The organism is Nonomuraea sp. NPDC050680, assembly GCF_040654555.1.
In the GTDB taxonomy this organism is placed as follows: Bacteria; Actinomycetota; Actinomycetes; order Streptosporangiales; family Streptosporangiaceae; genus Nonomuraea.
On the sequence record NZ_JBFAIF010000001.1, the window covers coordinates 1,402,166 to 1,421,047 of the forward strand.

Annotated in this window: 25 protein-coding genes; 14 read left to right on the forward strand and 11 right to left on the reverse strand. The window is 66.7% G+C overall.

Annotation, left to right across the window (positions count from 1 at the left end):
- Positions 1-198 precede the first annotated feature (198 nt).
- The 3 genes from AB0H88_RS06390 (at position 199) to AB0H88_RS06400 (ending at position 3,117) form a co-directional block, all read left to right on the forward strand.
- Positions 199-687, forward strand: coding sequence for a hypothetical protein (locus AB0H88_RS06390; RefSeq protein WP_357641874.1), 489 nt, complete (start codon positions 199-201; stop codon positions 685-687).
- A 287-nt stretch (positions 688-974) separates the two neighbouring features.
- Complete coding sequence (locus tag AB0H88_RS06395) at positions 975-2,057, forward strand: histidine kinase (protein ID WP_357641876.1); 1,083 nt, start codon at positions 975-977, stop codon at positions 2,055-2,057.
- Between the two features lie 190 nt (positions 2,058-2,247).
- Positions 2,248-3,117, forward strand: a complete 870-nt coding sequence (locus tag AB0H88_RS06400; protein WP_357641878.1) for a response regulator transcription factor — start codon at positions 2,248-2,250, stop codon at positions 3,115-3,117.
- Here the strand turns inward: AB0H88_RS06400 and AB0H88_RS06405 are convergent.
- From AB0H88_RS06405 to AB0H88_RS06420, 4 genes are all read right to left on the reverse strand, one after another.
- Complete coding sequence (locus AB0H88_RS06405; protein ID WP_357641880.1) at positions 3,074-3,409, reverse strand: hypothetical protein; 336 nt, start codon at positions 3,407-3,409, stop codon at positions 3,074-3,076. The two genes, AB0H88_RS06400 and AB0H88_RS06405, sit on opposite strands and share 44 nt — an antisense overlap.
- A 264-nt stretch (positions 3,410-3,673) precedes the next feature.
- The gene (locus tag AB0H88_RS06410) at positions 3,674-5,014 is read right to left on the reverse strand and encodes an RICIN domain-containing protein (protein WP_357641882.1); all 1,341 of its coding nucleotides are present in this window, start codon (positions 5,012-5,014) and stop codon (positions 3,674-3,676) included.
- Between the two features lie 228 nt (positions 5,015-5,242).
- Entirely contained in the window at positions 5,243-5,491 is a 249-nt protein-coding gene (locus tag AB0H88_RS06415) for a hypothetical protein (protein ID WP_357641884.1), read from the reverse strand.
- A 173-nt stretch (positions 5,492-5,664) separates the two neighbouring features.
- Entirely contained in the window at positions 5,665-6,018 is a 354-nt protein-coding gene (locus tag AB0H88_RS06420) for a PaaX family transcriptional regulator C-terminal domain-containing protein (RefSeq protein WP_357641886.1), read from the reverse strand.
- On the opposite strand from AB0H88_RS06420, the gene AB0H88_RS06425 reads away from it, so the two are divergent.
- From AB0H88_RS06425 to AB0H88_RS06440, 4 genes are all read left to right on the forward strand, one after another.
- Positions 6,002-6,301, forward strand: coding sequence for a hypothetical protein (locus AB0H88_RS06425; RefSeq protein ID WP_357641888.1), 300 nt, complete (start codon positions 6,002-6,004; stop codon positions 6,299-6,301). The genes AB0H88_RS06420 and AB0H88_RS06425 overlap by 17 nt on opposite strands.
- A 43-nt stretch (positions 6,302-6,344) precedes the next feature.
- Entirely contained in the window at positions 6,345-6,593 is a 249-nt protein-coding gene (locus AB0H88_RS06430; RefSeq protein WP_357641889.1) for a hypothetical protein, read from the forward strand.
- Between the two features lie 212 nt (positions 6,594-6,805).
- Positions 6,806-7,255 (forward strand): VOC family protein, encoded by a 450-nt coding sequence (locus AB0H88_RS06435; RefSeq protein WP_357641891.1) that lies wholly within the window; start codon positions 6,806-6,808, stop codon positions 7,253-7,255.
- A 176-nt stretch (positions 7,256-7,431) separates the two neighbouring features.
- Positions 7,432-7,779 carry a hypothetical protein gene (locus tag AB0H88_RS06440; protein WP_357641893.1) on the forward strand — a complete coding sequence of 116 codons (348 nt, stop codon included), beginning with the start codon at positions 7,432-7,434 and terminating at the stop codon, positions 7,777-7,779.
- Here AB0H88_RS06440 and AB0H88_RS06445 read toward each other — a convergent pair.
- The 4 genes from AB0H88_RS06445 to AB0H88_RS06460 all read right to left on the reverse strand — a co-directional run bounded on the left by AB0H88_RS06445 (position 7,772) and on the right by AB0H88_RS06460 (position 9,940).
- Positions 7,772-8,233, reverse strand: a complete 462-nt coding sequence (locus AB0H88_RS06445) for a hypothetical protein (protein WP_357641895.1) — start codon at positions 8,231-8,233, stop codon at positions 7,772-7,774. The two genes, AB0H88_RS06440 and AB0H88_RS06445, sit on opposite strands and share 8 nt — an antisense overlap.
- A 213-nt stretch (positions 8,234-8,446) precedes the next feature.
- Positions 8,447-8,689 (reverse strand): hypothetical protein, encoded by a 243-nt coding sequence (locus AB0H88_RS06450; RefSeq protein WP_357641897.1) that lies wholly within the window; start codon positions 8,687-8,689, stop codon positions 8,447-8,449.
- A gap of 163 nt (positions 8,690-8,852) precedes the next feature.
- Positions 8,853-9,083, reverse strand: coding sequence for a DUF397 domain-containing protein (locus tag AB0H88_RS06455; protein WP_357641899.1), 231 nt, complete (start codon positions 9,081-9,083; stop codon positions 8,853-8,855).
- Complete coding sequence (locus AB0H88_RS06460; RefSeq protein WP_357641901.1) at positions 9,083-9,940, reverse strand: helix-turn-helix transcriptional regulator; 858 nt, start codon at positions 9,938-9,940, stop codon at positions 9,083-9,085. Before AB0H88_RS06460 ends, AB0H88_RS06455 begins: the two co-directional genes overlap by 1 nt.
- A gap of 532 nt (positions 9,941-10,472) precedes the next feature.
- On the opposite strand from AB0H88_RS06460, the gene AB0H88_RS06465 reads away from it, so the two are divergent.
- The 5 genes from AB0H88_RS06465 (at position 10,473) to AB0H88_RS06485 (ending at position 13,715) form a co-directional block, all read left to right on the forward strand.
- Positions 10,473-10,937, forward strand: coding sequence for an ATP-binding protein (locus AB0H88_RS06465; protein ID WP_357641903.1), 465 nt, complete (start codon positions 10,473-10,475; stop codon positions 10,935-10,937).
- Between the two features lie 513 nt (positions 10,938-11,450).
- Positions 11,451-11,654, forward strand: coding sequence for an RNA-binding S4 domain-containing protein (locus AB0H88_RS06470; protein ID WP_357641905.1), 204 nt, complete (start codon positions 11,451-11,453; stop codon positions 11,652-11,654).
- A gap of 146 nt (positions 11,655-11,800) precedes the next feature.
- Entirely contained in the window at positions 11,801-12,445 is a 645-nt protein-coding gene (locus tag AB0H88_RS06475; protein ID WP_357641907.1) for an NYN domain-containing protein, read from the forward strand.
- A gap of 557 nt (positions 12,446-13,002) precedes the next feature.
- Complete coding sequence (locus tag AB0H88_RS06480) at positions 13,003-13,302, forward strand: hypothetical protein (protein ID WP_357641909.1); 300 nt, start codon at positions 13,003-13,005, stop codon at positions 13,300-13,302.
- Entirely contained in the window at positions 13,299-13,715 is a 417-nt protein-coding gene (locus AB0H88_RS06485; RefSeq protein ID WP_357641911.1) for an acyl-CoA thioesterase, read from the forward strand. The genes AB0H88_RS06480 and AB0H88_RS06485 overlap by 4 nt, the downstream gene beginning before the upstream one ends.
- An 87-nt stretch (positions 13,716-13,802) precedes the next feature.
- Here AB0H88_RS06485 and AB0H88_RS06490 read toward each other — a convergent pair whose 3' ends face one another.
- The 3 genes from AB0H88_RS06490 to lepA all read right to left on the reverse strand — a co-directional run bounded on the left by AB0H88_RS06490 (position 13,803) and on the right by lepA (position 17,242).
- Positions 13,803-14,633 carry a class I SAM-dependent methyltransferase gene (locus tag AB0H88_RS06490; protein ID WP_357641913.1) on the reverse strand — a complete coding sequence of 277 codons (831 nt, stop codon included), beginning with the start codon at positions 14,631-14,633 and terminating at the stop codon, positions 13,803-13,805.
- Between the two features lie 3 nt (positions 14,634-14,636).
- Positions 14,637-15,323 carry a TetR family transcriptional regulator gene (locus AB0H88_RS06495; RefSeq protein ID WP_357641915.1) on the reverse strand — a complete coding sequence of 229 codons (687 nt, stop codon included), beginning with the start codon at positions 15,321-15,323 and terminating at the stop codon, positions 14,637-14,639.
- A gap of 89 nt (positions 15,324-15,412) precedes the next feature.
- Complete coding sequence (lepA, locus tag AB0H88_RS06500; RefSeq protein WP_357641917.1) at positions 15,413-17,242, reverse strand: translation elongation factor 4; 1,830 nt, start codon at positions 17,240-17,242, stop codon at positions 15,413-15,415.
- A gap of 55 nt (positions 17,243-17,297) precedes the next feature.
- Here lepA and AB0H88_RS06505 point away from each other — a divergent pair, with 55 nt between their 5' ends.
- Together AB0H88_RS06505 and rpsT are read left to right on the forward strand one after the other, a co-directional pair.
- Positions 17,298-18,287: a hypothetical protein gene (locus AB0H88_RS06505; protein WP_357641919.1), complete on the forward strand. Its 990-nt coding sequence runs from the start codon at positions 17,298-17,300 to the stop codon at positions 18,285-18,287.
- Between the two features lie 149 nt (positions 18,288-18,436).
- A complete protein-coding gene (rpsT, locus tag AB0H88_RS06510; RefSeq protein ID WP_225290724.1) occupies positions 18,437-18,706 on the forward strand; it encodes a 30S ribosomal protein S20 in 270 nt (89 codons plus the stop codon).
- Positions 18,707-18,882 lie beyond the last annotated feature (176 nt).

An 18,882-nucleotide genomic window follows, 5' to 3' on the forward strand; every position in this document is an offset into this window, starting at 1 on the left:
CGCCACGGTCCTGGGCGCTTTCTGCCGCGTCCGCACCGTCCGCGGTCCTGGGCGCTTCCTGCCGCGTCCGCACCGTCCGCGGTCCTGGGCGCTTCCTGCCGCGTCCGCACCTCCGCGGTCTCCACCCCAGGGTGGAGATCCAGGACTCAACCCCCGGTCCGATCCGCGGCCGCACCGCCATTCCCTACCGTCAGACCCATGGATCCCCTGCTGAGCGCACTGCTCATCCCCGCCGTCGTCGTCTTCGTCGTCTACCGGCAGATGATGACCCGCCCCACGGCCAGAAACGGCATCGTCTATGTCTCGGCCGCCCTCGTCGCGCTGGGCCTGCTCACCGGTGGCCTCGTCGACGGTGGCCATCTGGCCCTCAGTCTGGCCCTCGTGGCTGTGGAGGCCATCGCCGCCGTGGTCTTCGGCGCCGTCCGCGCCGCGACCGTACGCGTCTGGATGGACGAGGCCGGGGTGACCTGGTCGAAGGCCACTCCCCTAACCCTTCTGGCCTGGCTGGCCTCGGTCGCGAGCCGCGTGGGCCTGTACTTCGCCGGTACCGCCCTGGGCCTGACCGTCTCAACCTCCGGCATCCTGTTCTTCATCGGCCTGACCATCGGCGCCCAGGCCCTGCTCGTCGCCCGTCGCGGCCGCGCCCTTTCCGGTACGACCGTGCGGGCGGATAACTTCGTGGAGTGATGCCAGGCCCGTCAAAGATCGTCCCCTTCGTCCTGCGGTTGGGGGCGATCGTGGTGTTCGTATGGGCACAGATACGGACCAAACCCACGCTTGGTTTGACCGGCGCCAGCCTGACGGTCACCACACTTACCGCGGCCATAGTGATCCTGCTGCTCGTCGTCCAACTCCCCCTGACCCGCAAGAGGTCCACACTCCGACAGGGCCAGAAGGCCCCGCATCCCTCATCCCCACCGCCGCCTCGACCCCAGTCAGACCGAGCACCGTCCCGACCACCTCAGGACCAAGTGATGCCCCAACCACCGCTGGACCACATGGCGTCACGCCCGTCCGAGCCCGTCGGTGGGTCGCGAAAGGGAGTCGCCTTCGGTGTTCTGGTCAGAGCGATCGCCTCCCGCGTGCTCCGCATCACGATCGCGGCCCGCCTGTCCGTCAGAGCGATCGCGGCCCGACCTCCCATCGCGGCGATCACGTCCCGGGCGCCTGTCATGGCGATCGCGCTCGGCTTGTCGGTCGTTCTCGCGATCATCCTCGACGCGGTGGTCGACGGCGGCCCGGCACTCGCCGTACTGCTCTACTGCCTCGGGATAGCGGCGGTCAGGCTGCCGCTGCGCCACTCGGTGCCCATCGGCGGGCTGGCCATCGGCGGGCTGCTCGTGGAGGGGGCGATCTACGGGCGGCTGGGTCGCGATCTCAGCCTCATCCTCAGCGCCTGCCTGGTGTTCCTGGTGGCGTACTCGGTCAAGGAACGCCGGGCCGCCAGAGCCGCCGAGGCCCGCGAGGCCGTACTCGCCGAAAGGGCGCGGATCGCCAGAGAGATCCATGACATCCTCGCCCACTCGCTGTCAGCGCAGCTCGTACACCTGGAGGGCGCCAAGCTCCTGCTCCGCGCGGACAAGACCGACGAAGCGCTCGACCGCGTCGTCCGCGCGCGCGACCTGGCCAAAGCCGGACTCGAGGAAGCCCGGCGCGCGGTGTCGGCCCTGCGCGAAGACGCGCCCGCCCTTCCGCAGGCGCTTCGGACGCTGGCGGAGGAGTTCCAGGCGACCACCGACCGGGCGTGCACGCTGCAGATCTCAGGTACGGAGCACCGCCTGCCCCCGGAGACGGAGCTCGCCCTGCTGCGCACCGCCCAGGAGGCGCTGACGAACGTACGGCGCCACGCTCCCGGCTCTCCGGCCACGATCAGACTGGTGTACGAGCCCGGCTCATGCGATCTCCGCATCACCAACCCCGCCGGAGCCGAGCGAGGCACACCTGGGGGAGGATATGGCCTCGTGGGCATGCGCGAACGAGCCGAGCTTCTCGGCGGCACCCTGTCAGCGGGCGAGACGACCGACGGTTTCCACGTCCATTTGTGGGTCCCGGCGTGAACCTTGCGACGAGTGAGATGAACGGCGACTCGCGCCCACCTGCCGGCCTTCTAGGCTGCCGCCCGCAGGGCCTCCGCACGTCCGACCGCCCCGGCGGTCTCCTAGGCTGGCGCCCGCATGGTCCCCACTGGACTTCCCGCACGTCCGACAGCCCCGCCGGTCTCGACCGGTGGGCTACGGTGACCGGATCATGAGCATCACGGTCGTGGTCGTCGATGACCAGGCTGTCGTCCGCGAGGGGCTGGTCCTGCTGCTCGGGCTGCTGCCGGGGATCGAGGTGGTCGGTTCGGCCGGGGACGGCGAGGCCGCACTCCGCCTGGTCGCGGAGCGGCGACCCGACGTGGCGCTGATGGACCTCCGGATGCCGCGCATGGACGGCGTCGAGGCCACCCGCCGCATCCGCGCCGAGCACCCGGACACCCAGGTTGTGGTGCTCACCACGTATTCGGACGACGAGTCGGTGTTCGCCGCGCTGAGGGCTGGGGCACGCGGCTTTCTGACCAAGAGCGCGGACTCGGACGAGATCGCCAAGGCCATCGCCACCGTCGTATGCGGTAACGCCCAGCTCGACCCCGCCGTCCAACGCCGTCTCCTCGACGCCATGACGGCTCCCGGCGACGGCCGGCCCTGGGGCGACGAACAGCCGCACCGGACCGCTCCCGATGGAGGCCAACTCCCTGATGTGCGACCTGATCCCGACCCGGACGCACAGCCTGACCTCGCCGATGGTCCCACCGCTCTCCGGCAGCCTCCCCTGCCGGCCCCCGGCAGGCCGGACGCGACAATCGAACGGCGCGCTGCCGGCAGCGCAGACACGGCTACGAGCGCCGGCGAGGAAGCGCTCGCCGGCGCACGCGACGGCCTGACGCCACGCGAGGTCGACGTGCTGCGGCTCATCGCCGACGGCTTGTCGAACAGCGAGATCGCCACCCGCCTCTTCATCAGCGAGGCCACCGTCAAGACCCACATCAACAACCTCTTCGCCAAGGCCCGTCTGAGAGACCGCGCGCAGGCCGTCACGTACGCGTACCGCCGCGGTCTCGTCCACCCGGACCCGTGACCCCCATGTGGTTGAGCTGGGACTCGTCATCAAAGCCTGCCAGTTGTAAGACCGTCTCCAGCGCGGCCTGGCGGGTCTCCTCGACCGAGCCGCCGCGTTCGCCGAAACAGTCGGCGGCCACATCGAGCACGGCCACCACCACGGCCGCATCGGGATAGGGCACGTCGACCAGGACGGTGCCATCACCCGCCGCCCCGGTCGGCACCGCGTGGAGCCTCAGCAACCGCCGCATCTCCTCCGCCACGGCGACCCCCAGAACAGCGGCACGCTCGAATTGCTCAGCGGCAATCATGCCATCCTCCTATCGCACAGGTGTTCGGACAGCAAGGTAGCGGGCGCCACCGACAGAATCCCCGGCGTACACGGGGAACCAGGGCTGTGGACTCGCGGGCGGTCGGCCGGACGCCGACATGGAGCGGGCCAACGAGCTGTTGAAGGCGGCGCCTGGCGAGGAGACGTCAGGTTACCTGCGGTTCTACGGCTGGTCGTTTGCGGAGGCCGAAACGGCCTCGCCCCCGTCCGACGCCCAGCGGCGCGCCGCTGGGCGTTATTGAGCTTATGCAGCATTCCGTGTGAACTGCTGGTTCTGCCCGCTGCCGCAGGTGTACTGGATCAGGCGGGTGCCGTCGGCGGTGGAGTTGCTCGGGACGTCAAGGCATTTGCCGGAGTGGCGTGCGATCAGTCGCACCCGGCCGCTGCCGGCGTCCTGTACCTGCCATTGCTGGTTCTGCCCGCTGCCGCAGGTCCACTGGATGATCCTGGCGTTGTTGGCGGTCGAGGCCGCATCCACATCGAGGCATTTGCCGGAGTGCCCGGCGACGATCTGGTAGTAGCCGGTGCCAAGGTCGCGGAACTCCCACCGTTGGTTGCCGCCGCCGCTGCAGCCGTATTGGGCGATCTCGGCCCCGTCCGCCGTGGACGCGCTGACGACGTCGACGCACTTGCCCGAGTTCGATGCCGTGAGGGTGACCATTCCGGGAGTGCCAGTCCCACCGTCGCCCCAGCCGTACCTGAGGCGCGCGGCGCCGGTGGCGTTGCGGATGCTCAAGGTCAGGTTGGTGCCGCTGCCTTGGAGCGCGAACATGGAGTAATGGTCGTAGCCGTTCCCGCTGTTCTTTCCCCCGAGCGCCGGCCAGTAGACAGAACCCATGTGCAGGTCCCGCATGGAATCGGTGTCCGCGCGGAAGTAGCGGACGAAGTTGTTGGTGCTGCCCGCGTCGTTGTAATTGAGGCCGAGGTCCATCTGAGCGCCGAACTCGGTCGTGACCGCGCGGGAGGCGCAGGTGCCCAGCCGCTCGCGGAAGCTCTGGACCCAGCCGGCATAGTCCTTCTCGCCGTAGAAGAAGGCGTAGTGGTGATAGGACAGCAGCGTTCCGCTGAGGCGGTTGTCGGCACAGACCGGCCTGAGGTCCTGGCTGTAACCGGTGCCGCCCACGAGGATCCGGCCCTTCGGTATGGACGAGCGGGCGTTGATCCACGAGGCGGCGAAGTTGGTCCACTCGGAGGCGCTGTAGCCGTGGGGTTCGTTCATCGGCTCGAAGTAGACCAGGTCGTTGGAGCCGTACTGGGCGGTCACGGTGTTCCACATCGCGTTGAAGGCGGCCGTGTCGGTTATCCGGCCGCCTGAGGCCGCGGCGTCCTCCCAGTAGGCGAGGATAACTTTGAGCCCCCTGGCGGTAGCGGCGTCGATAGTTCCGCGGTAGGCGTTCCACCACGACGAACCGACGGTGTGGGTGTTGACCGGTAACCGCACGGTGTTGACGCCGAGCTGGCTCTCAAACCCGTTGTAGATGGCGTCCGCCTTGGCCTGGACGGTCGCGTAGCTGTCGGATTGGGTCAGCCCATCGAGGACGAGCGGGCCTCTGACGAAGTTGTCGCCGGGTACAGCCCAGTTCACCCCCCTGAACTGGCTGGTGTCGGCGCTGGCCGGTTGGGCGCTCGCGAGGGCTGCTACTGGTACCAGGGCCAGCGCACTCAGAACGCTGAGCAGGATTAGGCGGAGGGGACGCGGATGGTTTGTCACGGTGTTGCCCCAATCTCGCGGTGCGTGTTGCCGACGGGCTGAAGGGGGATGTTGACCTCAACATCCCGCGCCGTGTGACGTCGCCCTTGGGAGGCGAGTCGATCAAGGCCGCAGGTAAGCGGTGAGGGAGAGTTGCTGATCGCGTACCGCCGTGGTGACCAGGCCGGCGATCTGCCGGGCCCCGGCCGCCTCGAAGTGTGTGGTCGTCTGCGAAGAACGCGCCGACGGGGCAGCTGATATGAGGGCGGCCGCCGGGGTCACCAGCACGGGGTGGTCGCGCCAGGCGCGCTCGCGTCGCCCAGGACGGCCATCTGACGGAGAGGAACTGTGCTGGGGAGCCTCGTCTGCCATGTGATGTGCCTCCTCAGATACCACAGGTGGAGGGTGACTTGCCTGTCACATCCGGCGCTCCGGTGTGCACCGGATGTGAGGCTGAGGCGGGTGAAGTGTTACTGCGGTGCGATTAAGTGTCAACGTCGATGGAAACCGACGGCGGCCGGCATAGATGACGTGGTGCGGAGGGATCAGTCCGCGGCGTGAGGAATCCCGGCGGCCATATCCGCGACCGTGGGCGCCTCGATTGCGGGGCAATGTCCGTCCGCGACGCTGGCCACCACGGCACGGACGTGGTCCTGCCCAGGCCGCAGGAGACCGTCGTGGACCTGGACAAATAGGCCCCGGGCACCTCTGCGCGGCCACTCTGGCGGCAGAAGGACAACAGGCAGCACCGGGAAGCGGCGGTAGAGGTCCATGACCTCGGTTCGGGCCCGTACCGCCGCGGCAGCGGTCACAGCGCCGGCAGCTATCCGGGGCACCAGCGGGCTCCACTGATCGATGAACGTTTCATACTCCTTCGCAGGGATGGATGTCGCTCGCACACAGGCCGCGCTCCGGCTGATCGCTCGTGGGTTCGAGGAGCTCGCCGCCGCCCTCGGCGAGGCGCAGGAGGAGGCCGGGGAGGACGAGCGGACGGCCCGGGTCATCGAGGAGTGGGGGCGGCGGGGGTTGACGCAGAAGGAGGCGTCGGCGCTGTTCCAGCGGCATGGGTTCGCCCCCCAGACGACCGGCGGGTGGGCGCGGGGCGACTGGGTCGAAATCCGCGACGACGGTCTGCGTTACCTCACCGCGAAGTCGCACACCTGGCTGGAGGGTCGGGCATGACACCAAGCACCGTGACGATGCCCGCCAGAAGGATGGTGTCCTGGTGACCTTTTCCGTGCGCATCGCCGTACGCGGCTATGAGCTTGACTCGCAGGGCCGTATCAACAGCGCCGTCTATCACCAGTACGGCGACCACGCCCGCTGGGAGTGCCTGCGCGCGGCGGGCATCTCGGTCGACAACATGCTGGGCGCGGGCATCGGACCGCGCTCAGCGCGCCCAGGCGGGTCCACCAGCAAAGGACCGGCGGGAACCGGGCGACCTCGGGCTCCCGGGTGCACAGGATCTCCCTGACCAGCTTCAGCTTGGGGTGCCAGCGTTCGGCGTCCCGGGGATCGTCGAGGCCGGGGAACTTGGTGACTCCCCTGACGGCTTGGGTGGCGGCCATGGGAACGTGCTGCTGGGCCGAGACATGGAAGCTGCCGTAGCCGTTGAAGTGTCGATAATGGCTTGTCGGCTCCGTCTCAGGGCCACATGCGGCCACACCACACCAAAGGAGACCCAGCATGGCGATTCAGCGGATGGACAACGTCCTCATCGTTGTCGACGACCTGGATGCCGTTATTGCGTTCTTCGTCGAACTTGGCATGGAACTGGAGGGCAGGGGGCCACTTGAGGGACGTTGGGCGGAGCAGGCGGAGCGCGTCATCGGGCTCGACGATGTCCGACAGGACATCGCCATGCTGCGGATTCCGGACGGACACGGCCGAGTAGAGCTGGCGAAGTTCCACCGGCCGAAGGCCATCACCCCCGAACCGAAAGACGCGCCGGCGAACACGCTGGGCATTCGCCGCATCATGTTCGCCGTCGACGACATCGAGGACGTCATTGCCCGCCTGCGCGCCCACGGCGCCGAACTCGTCGGCGCGCTGGAGCAGTACGAGGACACCTATCGGCTCTGTTACGTCCGCGGCCCTGAGGGCATCATCGTCGGACTGGCGCAGCAGCTCCGCTGAAGGCTGGCGAAAAGACCGTGCGCCCAAAGAAGTATCCGGGCAGCCGCGTCGGGGACCCGACCAACCGCAAGCGCGCGGGTTCCAAAAACTGGCGGCTGCCGCTTAAGGGTGACAGCGGACGGGGCGAACGTGCTGGTAGCGGCGACAAGCGTGACACCATGTGCGACGCTGAACGCATGCACCTTCCTGGCCGCAAGAGCGCCCCGCAGCACGGTCACGCGTTCGTGCGGCGGCGCTGGTGGTCTCGCCGCCGAGTCACGCCTGCGGACCACGCTGACGTAGCCGAGTTGGATGAGAGGCGGCACGTCTGGCGGGTTGCCTGGTGGGGTGAGGGCTGGGGCGTGTGGCCCGGCCGGAAGCCGGACGTCACGACGATGCCCGTCTACAGCACTGAGGACATCCCGCACGCCAAACCTGAGGTTGCGGCCCATTGGGCGTTTGAGGTGGTGCCGCCGCTCGGCCGTACGGTGATCGAGTGCCCGCCGTGGGGAGTGGTGAGCGGCCGCCGGCAGGCCCTCAGGTGATCGGTTCGGGGTGGTCGCAGTCTACGTGGCTGCTGGAACTCTCGTCCTGCACCTTGTAAGGCTCGCCGTTGGTGAACGTGCCGACGATGGAGGCACGCGCGCGGTAGCTGCCGCCATCCCGGCATGGGGACACGAGGGTGTAGGACTTGGCCAGGCCAGGTAGCTGTTCGTAGTAGTCGTGATCCACCTCGTACCAGTCGGCGAATAGGCCGTCCTTGTGGTCGATGGCGATCCGGGCGTGGAACGTGGTGAGGACTTCCTGGTCACATGTGACGCGCAGGCTGACTCTGACTCGGGGCGCGGCTGATGCGAATTGGACGGCGGTGAGTGGCCCCCAGGAGTTCTCGCAGCCGTGGCGGCCTTCGGGGTTGGTGGTGCTGTGGTTGCCGCAGTCTGCTGGGGTGGTGGTCAGAGTGAAGGCTGCGGCGATGACGGCAGCGTGTTTGGTCCACACAGCGGGGGCTCCATCGGTGGCGGGTGATCCGTCATCTGAAACGGTAGTAGCGCCAGACACGTTGTGTACGCGATAGTTCACCGCCCGCATGCGAGTCCGCGCTCGGAGATGGGCGGCTTGATGACGCGCGACCGAGCCGGCGAACATCTGCCCTGTGTCCGATGTCCGCCGGCCGCTCGGTCGTCTGCACCTTCCTGCAGGCGCGGCTGGCGATCATCTTGGGGCCGTTGGCGGACTTGCGAGGATCTGGCCGACCTCGTGGCCCGGCACCGCGAACATGTCGTGCAGGACGAAGGCCAGCCGCTCGCTCGGCCCGAGCGAGCCTAGGACGACGAGGAGCGCGAGCCCGACCGAGTCGACGAGCGCCACGTACTCCTCCGGCACGGACCCGTCGTCGATCGTCACCACGAGCCCTGACAGCGCATTGCCGTAGGACTCCTCAAGGCGAGCCGCCACAGCACCGGTTGTGGCACTGCCCGGGGTGTGAGGCCATCGTTCCGGAGCGGCGTCCCCCACCGGAAGCATGATCAAATCTCTGCGGAGTCCCCTGCACGCACATGAAGTGCGCCCGATCGCCACGCAGGTGACCAGGGCGTTCTTCTTCGGCTGTCGCCTTTGTTCAGGCCGACGGCAAGTCGAATTCACCTGCCTTGGCCCCATCGATGAACGCGACCCACTCGGACGCGCTGAACCGGAGCTGTAGTCCGTGGGGATCCTTGCTGTCACGCACAGCAGCTCCACCTCTGGGTAAAGCGGCGACTTCTACGCAATCGCCGCTGGCGTTGCTAAACCTCGACTTGCGCCAGACGAGGGCTGCGTCGTCATTGCTGGTGATGGGGGTTTCGCTCATTAGGCTTCCTTACCTAGCTTCGCGATGAAGCTCCGGCTCTGTCCCGGATTGAGGGCCTTTGCCATCAAATGTTCATAGACCAGGTTATACCTGTCCACATCGGCCCGTTCTTCAAGGTAGAGACCACTGACTTCGTTCTCGATGTAGACCACATCAGGATCAGGGGACGTGAAGCTCAGGAGGACGAATCCGCCACCCATTCCCGCATGCATGGCGGCACTGAACGGGAGAACCTGCAAGGTCACGTGGGGAAGCTGTGATAGCTCAGTCAGACGCGCGAACTGGGCCTGCGGACCCATGTTGGCAGCAGCGACCCGCCGCAGACTTGCCTCGTTGAGGACGAAGGAGAGCTTTCGGGCATCGTCTTGCAGCATCCGCTCTTGTCGGGCCATCCGAAAGGCGATTTTTCGATCAATATCGTCACTGCCGAAACTGGTTGGCAGGGTCGCGAGGTATGCGCGGAAGTAGTCGGCCGTCTGAAGTAGCCCGGGGATTAGCTCCACGTCGTAAGATCGCCGCTCTTCCGCCTCGGCCTCCAGGCCGATCAAGACTTGAAACCACTCTGGAACAACGTCTCCGTAGGTGTGCCACCATCCCCGCTGGCGGGACTGGCGCGCGAGAGTGAGCAGTTCCTCTACCTTTTCGCCGTCAACACCATAGATCTCCAGAAGTAGCCGGAGATCGGACGCTTTTATGCCTCGCCGACCGCTTTCGATGCGACTGACCGATGACTGTGCGACTTCAAGTCGTTTAGCAACCTGCTCGGTAGTGAGGCCGGATTCCTTGCGTAGCCGCCTCAGTTCGGCCGCCAATCGGCGCCGCCTCACCGTGGGGCTGCTTCCGCTGTCACCTGTCATTTGTCCACCTCAAGCTGTAGAGATGTCGGCCTCAAGGTCGCAAGTCCTCTGAGGGTTGCGCACCCGCGATGAACGAGCAAATTGCTGCATCCATTTTGGATATTGCCACTTGCATACGGCTGGATGCATCATGGCTGTAGCTTGTTGAAGATACCTCCTCAGGTGATCACAGGCCGCTTCTCGCCCGTTCTGGTTGAGGTATCAGGGACAGGCAATCGAATGAGATCCCGAGGAGAGTCTCCTGCCCGATATGTGAGGGAGGTCCATACATGCCATTTTCCGATAACAATAAGGAGCTATTCGCGCACTTAATGCGATTGGCGTGGAATCTGTCTCAGCTCAGGGTGGCGCCGGCGGTGCGGTGGCCTCGAAGGGACCAGCCGTTCATTTCTCTTCCTCGGGCGCGGAGGGCTTTTCGGGTGTGTGCCGCGCCGAGGGGCGACGGCTGGGTCTTCACATGGGGTCATGGTCGTGGTCAGTGGGTGGCTGCGTACGACGAGGATGCGGTTACACAGGTCCGGGAGGAGACGCGGTGAACGAGCGGTTTCTGGGCGAAGTCGTGTTGCCGGGGGTGGCGCATTCGGTGGCGGTGGCTCGTCACTGCGTCGGGGAGATGCTGGCGGCGGCAGGGCACCGGGACGTGGAGAATGCGCTGCTGATCGTCAGCGAGTTGGCCACCAACGCGCTGGTCCACACTGCCTCCGGGCTGCATGGCGGGGTGGTCACAGTGGAGGTCATCGCCGTTGATGCCGAGATCGTTCGCGTTGAGGTGACCGATGACGGGGCGAACACAGTTCCCCACTCGCGTGTGTCCGGCAATGACGACTGTCACGGGCGCGGTCTGTGGCTGGTCAAGCAGATCTCGCTCACGTGGGGCGTGCGCCTGCTGGGTGCGGGGCAGCGCGCGGTCTGGGCGGAAGCGTTCACCGGTGCGGCCGTGTCTGTCTTCTTCGGAGAAGGCATGGTGGCGGGGTCGCGTCCAGAGGATGGGAGGTGAAGAGGTGAGCTGGGTGGTGGGCCACTGGCGGTGTCCCTCTCATTGCACGGCACCGCACGTGCCAACCGTGCGGCCGCACTACGACCAGCTGACGTGGCACTCTCCACGCCGGGGCGAGCCGGGCGGCCGGGTTGTGCGGTGGACCTGCGAGTGCGACGAGGTCGTTTACGAAATGATCACGCTCGGCGGGTTGCGGTTCATTCGTCGGACGGCTCTCTGGGCCGGGCAGACCGTCATTCACGAGAGTGATCGCTGGTCCCTCCATGCAGCAAATGACGTGTGGGTCGCCCTGCTTTTCGGTCACGTCAGATGAAATATGACCCATAGATCCCTATGTCCGCACATCGCATTAACGTCGAAGCCAACCCAACTCAATGGGGCAGAACAATCGCGTGGTCCGTAGCGACCAGTTCTACATCCACTTGTTCGACTGACTGGAATGCCCCGGCGCCGCCCCAACCTGACACTTGCCCTGCATGTGCCGCGCATGCGGGGCATCGACGGCGAGCGGTCGTGGACTTCGAACTGCGCTCCGACTTCATCGCGCTGTGTGACCCGCTGAAGTACTGCGGGGTTACGGAGACGGGCGGCATGGCCAAACACCTGGTCACTGAGGAGCTCGCCTCGGCGGACGGGGAGGTGGAGCTCCGCAAGACGTGCAAGATCCAGGCGGGGCAGGGGGCGACGGGGAAGGGGCTCTCGATCCGAATGCATTGAAGTCACGGAAAGCCATCGCCATGTTACTTACCGTTTACTATTCTCGAACATGAGAGCGAAAAAGAAACGACCCCCGTCGCCGGGGGCCGTAGAGCCCGGGAACGTAGCCCCAGGCGTTGCATGACTTCATGTTAGGGAAGGTTACCGTGGGTGACAAGTCAAACAGCGAAACAGCGCGCGTCGGGGTGTATGTCGACGGCTTCAACCTCTATTACGGTCTCAAGTCCCTGAGCGGGCGCCGGGACCTATGGCTCGACCTGGTGAAGATGGCCCAGGACCTGCTGAGGTCCGGGCAACGGCTGGAGCGGGTCATGTATTTCACCACGCTGGTCCGCGCCGACCCGCCCGCCGTCGAACGACAGCGAGCCTACCTGGCCGCGCTGAAGGCTCACGGGACCGATGTGGTGCTCGGCCGGTTCCAGGAGCAGCTGAGGAAATGCCGGAAGTGCGGCGCCACCTGGCGGTCCTACGAGGAGAAGAAGACCGACGTCGCCATCGCGAGCGCCATGGTCGCTGACGTCGCCCTCAAGCAGGTAGATGTCGTCATGCTCGTGTCGGCCGATTCGGATCTCTGCGGGGCGGTCGAAAAGATCCGGGAGATCGACGGGTTCCGTGGCACCAAGACGAGGGTCGTCGCCGTATTCCCGCCTGGCAAAAGCGCGGACGGCCTGCGCAGGTGCAGCGACGCGTGGTTCCCCATCGGGGGGGCCATTGTGCGGCGCTCCCAGTTCCCCGATGTGGTGAGCGGCCTGGGAGATGCCGTCTACCACCGCCCGCCGCACTGGAACTGAGCGCTCACCTGATTCCCCCGAAGGTAGTTCGCAACCACACCTCTGGTCGGGTAAGCGAATTTGGCAGCTCATGCCCATGTACGAGCACGCCGACGGGCCTGATGTGCCGTAACGGCAGCACGAATCTCAGGCGGGGTGCGGAAAAGCCTGCGGGGCAGCGCTGGAAGCGGCAGCCCGGGCGAAGAGAGCCACATGGTTTCGGTTGGACCAAACACGGTGCGCGGGCCTTGGCCAGGCGGTAGGAGTCGGTGCCAGTCCCGATGATGTTGCCGCCAAGGTCAGTCCATTCAGCCGACCCGGCGAAGCGTTCCTGGGAAGGCGGTCCGAGCGCAGCGAGGCCCTTCAGGGGTCGGGCGTAAGCCCGGCTGGGAGGACGTCCGTAGCGTAGCGGAGGGCCGTTGGGGGCGGGCGGGCATCAGACGGCCAACCACCGAATCGGGTAACGGGCGGGGAGAAGAACGCCCGGAGCGAAGCGGAGGCCCCTTGTGGGGGGGCGCTCGGCGGAGCTTGCGGATAGGATCGGCTAGCAATCGCAATCGATTGGTAGGCGATGTGAGATGGATGTCGCACGTACGCAGGCCGCGCTCCGGCTGATCGCTCGTGGGTTCGAGGAGCTCGCCGCCGCCCTCGGCGAGGCGCAGGAGGAGGCCGGGGAGGACGAGCGGACGGCTCGGGTCATCGAGGAGTGGGGGCGGCGAGGGTTGACGCAGAAGGAGGCGTCGGCGCTGTTCCAGCGGCATGGGTTCGCCCCCCAGACGACCGGCGGGTGGGCGCGGGGCGACTGGGTCGAGATCCGCGACGACGGTCTGCGTTACCTCACCGCGAAGTCGCACACCTGGCTGGAGGATCGGGCATGACCTTTTCCGTGCGCATCGCCGTACGCGGCTATGAGCTTGACTCGCAGGGCCATGTCAACAGCGCCGTTTATCACCAGTACGGCGACCACGCCCGCTGGGAGTGCCTGCGCGCGGCGGGCATCTCGGTCGACGACATGCTGGGTTCGGGCGTGGGCCCGGTGACCCTGGAGAACACCATCCGCTACCTCGGTGAGCTGCGCGGCGGCGACGAGGTGGAGGTGACGTGCGCGTTTCTGTGGGGTGAGGGGAAGACGTTCAGGATCGCGCAGGAGTTCAGGCATGCCGACGGGCGGCTGGCGGCCGAGATGACCAGCGTGGGCGGGCTGCTCGATCTGGCGGCCCGCCGCCTGGTGGATGACCCGGCGGCCCGCTGGCGCGCCCTGGCCGGCACCCCGGATGTGCTCGGTCTGTAGAGGATGTGTTCGATATGGGTAGAGGACGCGAGGGCTGTAGAGGGCGCGGACAGGGGATGTGCGCGGGGCTGTTGACGCTCAAGGTCTCTAAAAACGGTAGTGGAGTACGACGTTGCCCCGGCGGGAAAGGGCCGCGCTCGGCGCGCACAGCCGGGTCCACCAGCGAAGGACCGGCGGGAACCGGGCGACCTCGGGCTCCCTGGTGCACAGGATCTCCCTGACCAGCTTCAGCTTGGGGTGCCAGCGTTCGGCGTCCCGGGGATCGTCGAGGCCGGAGAACTTGGTGATGTCCCTGACGGCTTTGGTGGCGCCCATGGGAAGGTGCTGCTGGGCCCAGACGTGGAACCTGCGGTAGCCGTTGAAGGCTATCTCCCCGCTTGGGAAGTGGCCGATGAGGCGGCCCACCAAGGCGATCATCTCCTCCAGGGAGAGGAACGCGATCAGTCCGTCGGCGACGATCACCGCGGGCCGGTCGGCGGGCAGGGCGTCCAGCCACGTGGGGTCGGTCAGGTCGGCGGAGATGCCATGGGGTGTGGCGCGGGCAGGCAGCAGTTGCCGCCGGGCGGCGATGACCTCGGGGAAGTCGATGTCGTACCAGTCGGCCGTGGGTGGTGGGGAGATGCGCAGCACCCGGCTGTCCAGGCCGGCTCCGAGGTCGAGGCCGACCCCGTCGGGGTGGCGGGCGAAGAACCGCTGTGCCACCTCGTCCAGCTTCTTGGCCCGGTGCGCGATGTTGATCGCGGCGCTCGGGATGAGGCCGAACTTCTTGTAGTCATAGCCGACCTCGCGCACGATCTCGTCGGCCATCTTGTCGCCGAGGATGGGGCGGGGCAAGCGGTTGTCGAGGGCCCGGCCGCACAGCGTCAGCCACAGGGTCTCCTGGAGCGGCGTGAGCGCCGGAAGGGTCTCTGGGGGCATGGGTCAGTCCTCTTCCCATCGGGTGGCAGTCGGCGAGTTTTCCCGTCGGCTGTCGGTCGGCGCGTCTTCCCATCGCGGGTCGGTCAGTGCGTCACGGGCCGCCTTGAGCAGGGAATCGTCGGCGTACAAGCCGTGCGTGTAGACCTCGAGCGTCGGCAGCGCGAGCCGCCGCAGGGCCTCCGGGCCGAAGGTCTCGTAGCCGAGGGCGCGCGCCAGTGACGGCGCCATGGTGAGCGTGGCGAGGCTGGTCAGCACGCTGAACACGGCCAGCGCCCGCACGTCGGACGAGGGGCGCATGGAGCCGTCGGCGATCCCGGACCGCAGAGTCGCCTCCGTCTCCTCCACCATCGTGGTCACGAACGTGGCGCCGGCGGGCGAGTCGTCCTCGATGGCGCGGCCCATGTACCGCACATACAGGTGGTACTCCGCCGGGTCCGCCAGGTATTCGTGCGCCAAATTCTGCAGGCCGGCGCGTCCCTTGCGGGCCAGCGTCCGCAGGACGTGCTCGTCGCAGACGGCACGGAGCTTGTCCTTGCTGCCGAAGTGGTGGATGACCAGACCGGCGCTCACCCCCGCCGTGGCGGCGACGGCCCGCAGGTTGGTCTTCCGGAAGCCGTCGCGGGCGAAGTGGGTGATGGCCGCATTGCGGATCTTCGCCTGGGCGGTCAGATCAGAAGATGCTGAACACATGTTTAGTACTATAAACAGCTGTTCAGCCAGCAGGCAAGCGGACATGCGAAAGCCCCGCACCTACAAACGGGTGCGGGGCTTCCGAAAAGCTACTTCTTGGCCTTGTCGGCGCTCGAGTCGGTCGACAGCGCCGCGACGAACGCCTCCTGCGGCACCTCGACCCGCCCGACCATCTTCATCCGCTTCTTGCCTTCCTTCTGCTTCTCCAGCAGCTTGCGCTTACGCGTGATGTCGCCGCCGTAGCACTTGGCCAGGACGTCCTTGCGGATGGCGCGGATGTTCTCGCGGGCGATGACGCGGGCGCCGATGGCCGCCTGGATCGGCACCTCGAACTGCTGCCTGGGGATCAGCTCACGCAGCTTCTTGGCCATGTCGACGCCGTAGGCATAGGCCTTGTCCTTGTGGACGATGGCGCTGAAGGCGTCGACGGCCTCGCCCTGGAGCAGGATGTCGACCTTGACCAGCTCCGACTCCAGCTCCCCGTCGGGCTCGTAGTCGAGCGAGGCGTAGCCGCGGGTGCGCGACTTGAGCTGGTCGAAGAAGTCGAAGATGATCTCGCCGAGTGGCAGCGTGTAGCGGATCTCGACCCGGTCTTCCGACAGGTAGTCCATGCCGCGGAGCTGACCGCGCCGCCCCTGGCAGATCTCCATGATCACGCCGATGAACTCGGCCGGGGCCAGGATGGTCGACTTGGTCACCGGCTCGAAGACCTGCGAGATCTTGCCGCCGGTGGGGAACTCCGACGGGTTGGTGACGGTCAGCTCGGAGCCGTCCTCCATGACCACCCGGTAGACGACGTTGGGCGCGGTGGAGATCAGCGACAGGCCGAACTCGCGCTCCAGCCGTTCGCGGACGATCTCCATGTGGAGCAGGCCGAGGAAGCCGACGCGGAAGCCGAAGCCGAGCGCGGCCGAGGTCTCCGGCTCGTAGATCAGCGCGGCGTCGTTGAGCTGGAGCTTGTCGAGGGCCTCGCGCAGCTCGGGATATTGGTCGCCGTCGATGGGATAGAGGCCGGAGAACACCATCGGCTTGGGGTGCTCGTAGCCTGCCAGCATCTCGGTGGCGCCCTTGGCGACCGAGGTGACGGTGTCACCGACGCGCGACTGGCGCACGTCCTTGACGCCGGTGATCAGGTAGCCCACCTCGCCGACGCCCAGTCCCAGCTCCGACACCTTGGGCTCGGGCGAGATGACGCCGATCTCCAGTGTCTCGTGGGCGGCTTGGGTCGACATCATCAGGATGCGCTCGCGCTTGCCCAGGTGGCCGTCGAAGACCCGGACATAGGTGACGACGCCCCGGTAGGTGTCGTAGACCGAGTCGAAGATCAGCGCGCGGGCGGCCTCGTCGGCCTTGCCCACGGGCGCGGGGATGGTCTGCACCACGTGGTCGAGCAGCTCGCTCACACCCACGCCGGTCTTGCCCGAGACCCTGAGCACGTCGGACGGATCGCAGCCGATCAGGCCAGCGAGCTCCTCGGCGAACTTCTCCGGCTGCGCGGCGGGCAGGTCGATCTTGTTGAGCACCGGGATGATGTGCAGGTCGTTGTTCATGGCCAGGTAGAGGTTGGCCAGCGTCTGGGCCTCGATGCCCTGAGCTGCGTCGACCAGGAGGACCGCGCCCTCGCATGCCTGCAGCGACCGGGACACCTCGTAGGTGAAGTCGACGTGGCCCGGGGTGTCGATCATGTTGAGGACGTGGCCGTCCCAGGGCAGCCGCACGGCCTGCGACTTGATCGTGATGCCGCGCTCCCGCTCGATGTCCATCCTGTCGAGGTATTGGGCACGCATGGAGCGGTCGTCGACCACGCCGGTGATCTGCAGCATCCGATCGGCAAGGGTCGACTTGCCATGGTCGATATGCGCGATGATGCAGAAGTTGCGGATCAACGCGGGGTCGGTCTGGCCAGGCTGAGTGCGCACCGAAGTCCGTTTCGACAGGGTTGAGGTCAAGCGTCTTTCATGGTGACATGCCCGGGTGATTGCCCGAACCGCCATTCGCCGTGGCCTGCGCCTTGTCGCGCTGGCCCTGGCCATCGTCGTCGCGCTGATCGGCCTCCTCGCCGGCGCGCTCCGCCTCCAGTTTACCGGTGCCCCGGCGGCCTGGGCGAAGAGCACGGGTAACGACGCTCTCTGGCTCGGCCACGCCTGGGTCGACGGCCGTCGTACGGAGAAGGATGTGGAGCGGCTGGCGGTACGCCTGCGCGCCACGGGCATCAAGGACCTGTACGTCCACGCGGGCCCGTTCGACAAGGATGGCCACCTAAATCCCGATAAATACCCCAGCGCAAGAAATTTCGTTCAATGGGGGCGGCAGTACCTCCCCGGCGTCCGCATCTCCGCCTGGCTCGGCCAGAAGGTCGACGGCTTCCTCGACCTCGACGACGCCAGGTCCCGTGAGAACGTGCTTGCCGGAGTCGCCGCCATCATGAAGACCGGCTTCGACGGCATCCACTACAACTTCGAGCCGATCGGTGACGGTGACCGCGAGTTCCTCGACCTCCTCGACAGAACCCGCCAGTACACCAAGCTGCTGTCGATCTCGACGCCCCAGATCGAGCCGTACCCCCTGATCCGCCTGCCCGCCCGCGCGGTCATCGGCCACGACAAGTACTGGTCGAGCGGCTACTTCAGGCAGGCCGCCGGCCGCGTCGACCAGGTGGCCATCATGACGTACGACTCCTTCACTCCCCTGCAGTCGCTTTACGGGGGCTATGTCGTACGGCAGGCTACTCTCGCCCTCGATCTGGTCCCGGACACGACCCTGGTCCTCATGGGCGCCCCCGCCTACCACGACCACGGCATCGGGTGGAGCGACGCCGCCGAGAGCGTCGCCATGGCTGCCCAGGGCGCCAAGCTGGCCCTGTCGGAGCACGGCAGGCGGGAGCGGTTCGGCCTGGCCCTGTACGTCGATTTCGCCGCGACGGAGGAGGATTGGCGCGAATACACCACCGAGTGGCTCTCCTGAGGCCGTACACTGGTCTGAGACTCCAATTCCCAGGGTGTTGATTTGAGCTGCCCTCTGGGTTATTGGTAACCTGTTCAACTGCGTGTGGCGCGCCCCTCTCACGAGCCCGCGCGCCCCATCCATCACTCAGACTTTACCGAGGCTTCTTCGTGGCGAACATCAAGTCCCAGATCAAGCGCAACAAGCAGAACGAGAAGGCTCGCCTGCGCAACAAGGCGGTCAAGTCTTCGCTGAAGACGGCCGTGCGCAAGTTCCGCGAGGCCGCCGAGCAGGGCGACGCCCAGCAGGCCGCCGAGCTGCAGCGGGCCGCCGCCCGTCAGCTCGACAAGGCCGTCAGCAAGGGCGTCATCCACAAGAACCAGGCCGCCAACCGCAAGTCGGCGATCGCCAAGCAGGCCGCCACCCTGGCAGCCAAGTAAGGCCCCGCAAGGCCAAGCCAGGCTCGACTGAAGAGCAGGGCACCAGAGCGCCGCACCGCCGTCAAGGGGTGCGGCGTTTTTTGTGTCACGATTTCGATATCACACCGCCGTCTCAGGTCTGTCACCGTTGCGAAGATCACCTTGCCCTCCCCCAGCTGAATGCCCAAAGGTTCACT

What these genes read in the sequence shown, in the direction of transcription:
- AB0H88_RS06390 (WP_357641874.1), top strand. Translation starts at nt 199, where the DNA reads ATGGATCCCCTGCTGAGCGCACTGCTCATCCCCGCCGTCGTCGTCTTC.
- AB0H88_RS06395 (WP_357641876.1), top strand. Translation starts at nt 975, where the DNA reads ATGCCCCAACCACCGCTGGACCACATGGCGTCACGCCCGTCCGAGCCC.
- AB0H88_RS06400 (WP_357641878.1), top strand. Translation starts at nt 2,248, where the DNA reads ATGAGCATCACGGTCGTGGTCGTCGATGACCAGGCTGTCGTCCGCGAG.
- AB0H88_RS06405 (WP_357641880.1), bottom strand. Translation starts at nt 3,409, where the DNA reads ATGATTGCCGCTGAGCAATTCGAGCGTGCCGCTGTTCTGGGGGTCGCC.
- AB0H88_RS06415 (WP_357641884.1), bottom strand. Translation starts at nt 5,491, where the DNA reads ATGGCAGACGAGGCTCCCCAGCACAGTTCCTCTCCGTCAGATGGCCGT.
- AB0H88_RS06425 (WP_357641888.1), top strand. Translation starts at nt 6,002, where the DNA reads ATGGATGTCGCTCGCACACAGGCCGCGCTCCGGCTGATCGCTCGTGGG.
- AB0H88_RS06435 (WP_357641891.1), top strand. Translation starts at nt 6,806, where the DNA reads ATGGCGATTCAGCGGATGGACAACGTCCTCATCGTTGTCGACGACCTG.
- AB0H88_RS06440 (WP_357641893.1), top strand. Translation starts at nt 7,432, where the DNA reads ATGCACCTTCCTGGCCGCAAGAGCGCCCCGCAGCACGGTCACGCGTTC.
- AB0H88_RS06455 (WP_357641899.1), bottom strand. Translation starts at nt 9,083, where the DNA reads ATGAGCGAAACCCCCATCACCAGCAATGACGACGCAGCCCTCGTCTGG.
- AB0H88_RS06460 (WP_357641901.1), bottom strand. Translation starts at nt 9,940, where the DNA reads ATGACAGGTGACAGCGGAAGCAGCCCCACGGTGAGGCGGCGCCGATTG.
- AB0H88_RS06480 (WP_357641909.1), top strand. Translation starts at nt 13,003, where the DNA reads ATGGATGTCGCACGTACGCAGGCCGCGCTCCGGCTGATCGCTCGTGGG.
- AB0H88_RS06485 (WP_357641911.1), top strand. Translation starts at nt 13,299, where the DNA reads ATGACCTTTTCCGTGCGCATCGCCGTACGCGGCTATGAGCTTGACTCG.
- AB0H88_RS06490 (WP_357641913.1), bottom strand. Translation starts at nt 14,633, where the DNA reads ATGCCCCCAGAGACCCTTCCGGCGCTCACGCCGCTCCAGGAGACCCTG.
- AB0H88_RS06495 (WP_357641915.1), bottom strand. Translation starts at nt 15,323, where the DNA reads ATGTGTTCAGCATCTTCTGATCTGACCGCCCAGGCGAAGATCCGCAAT.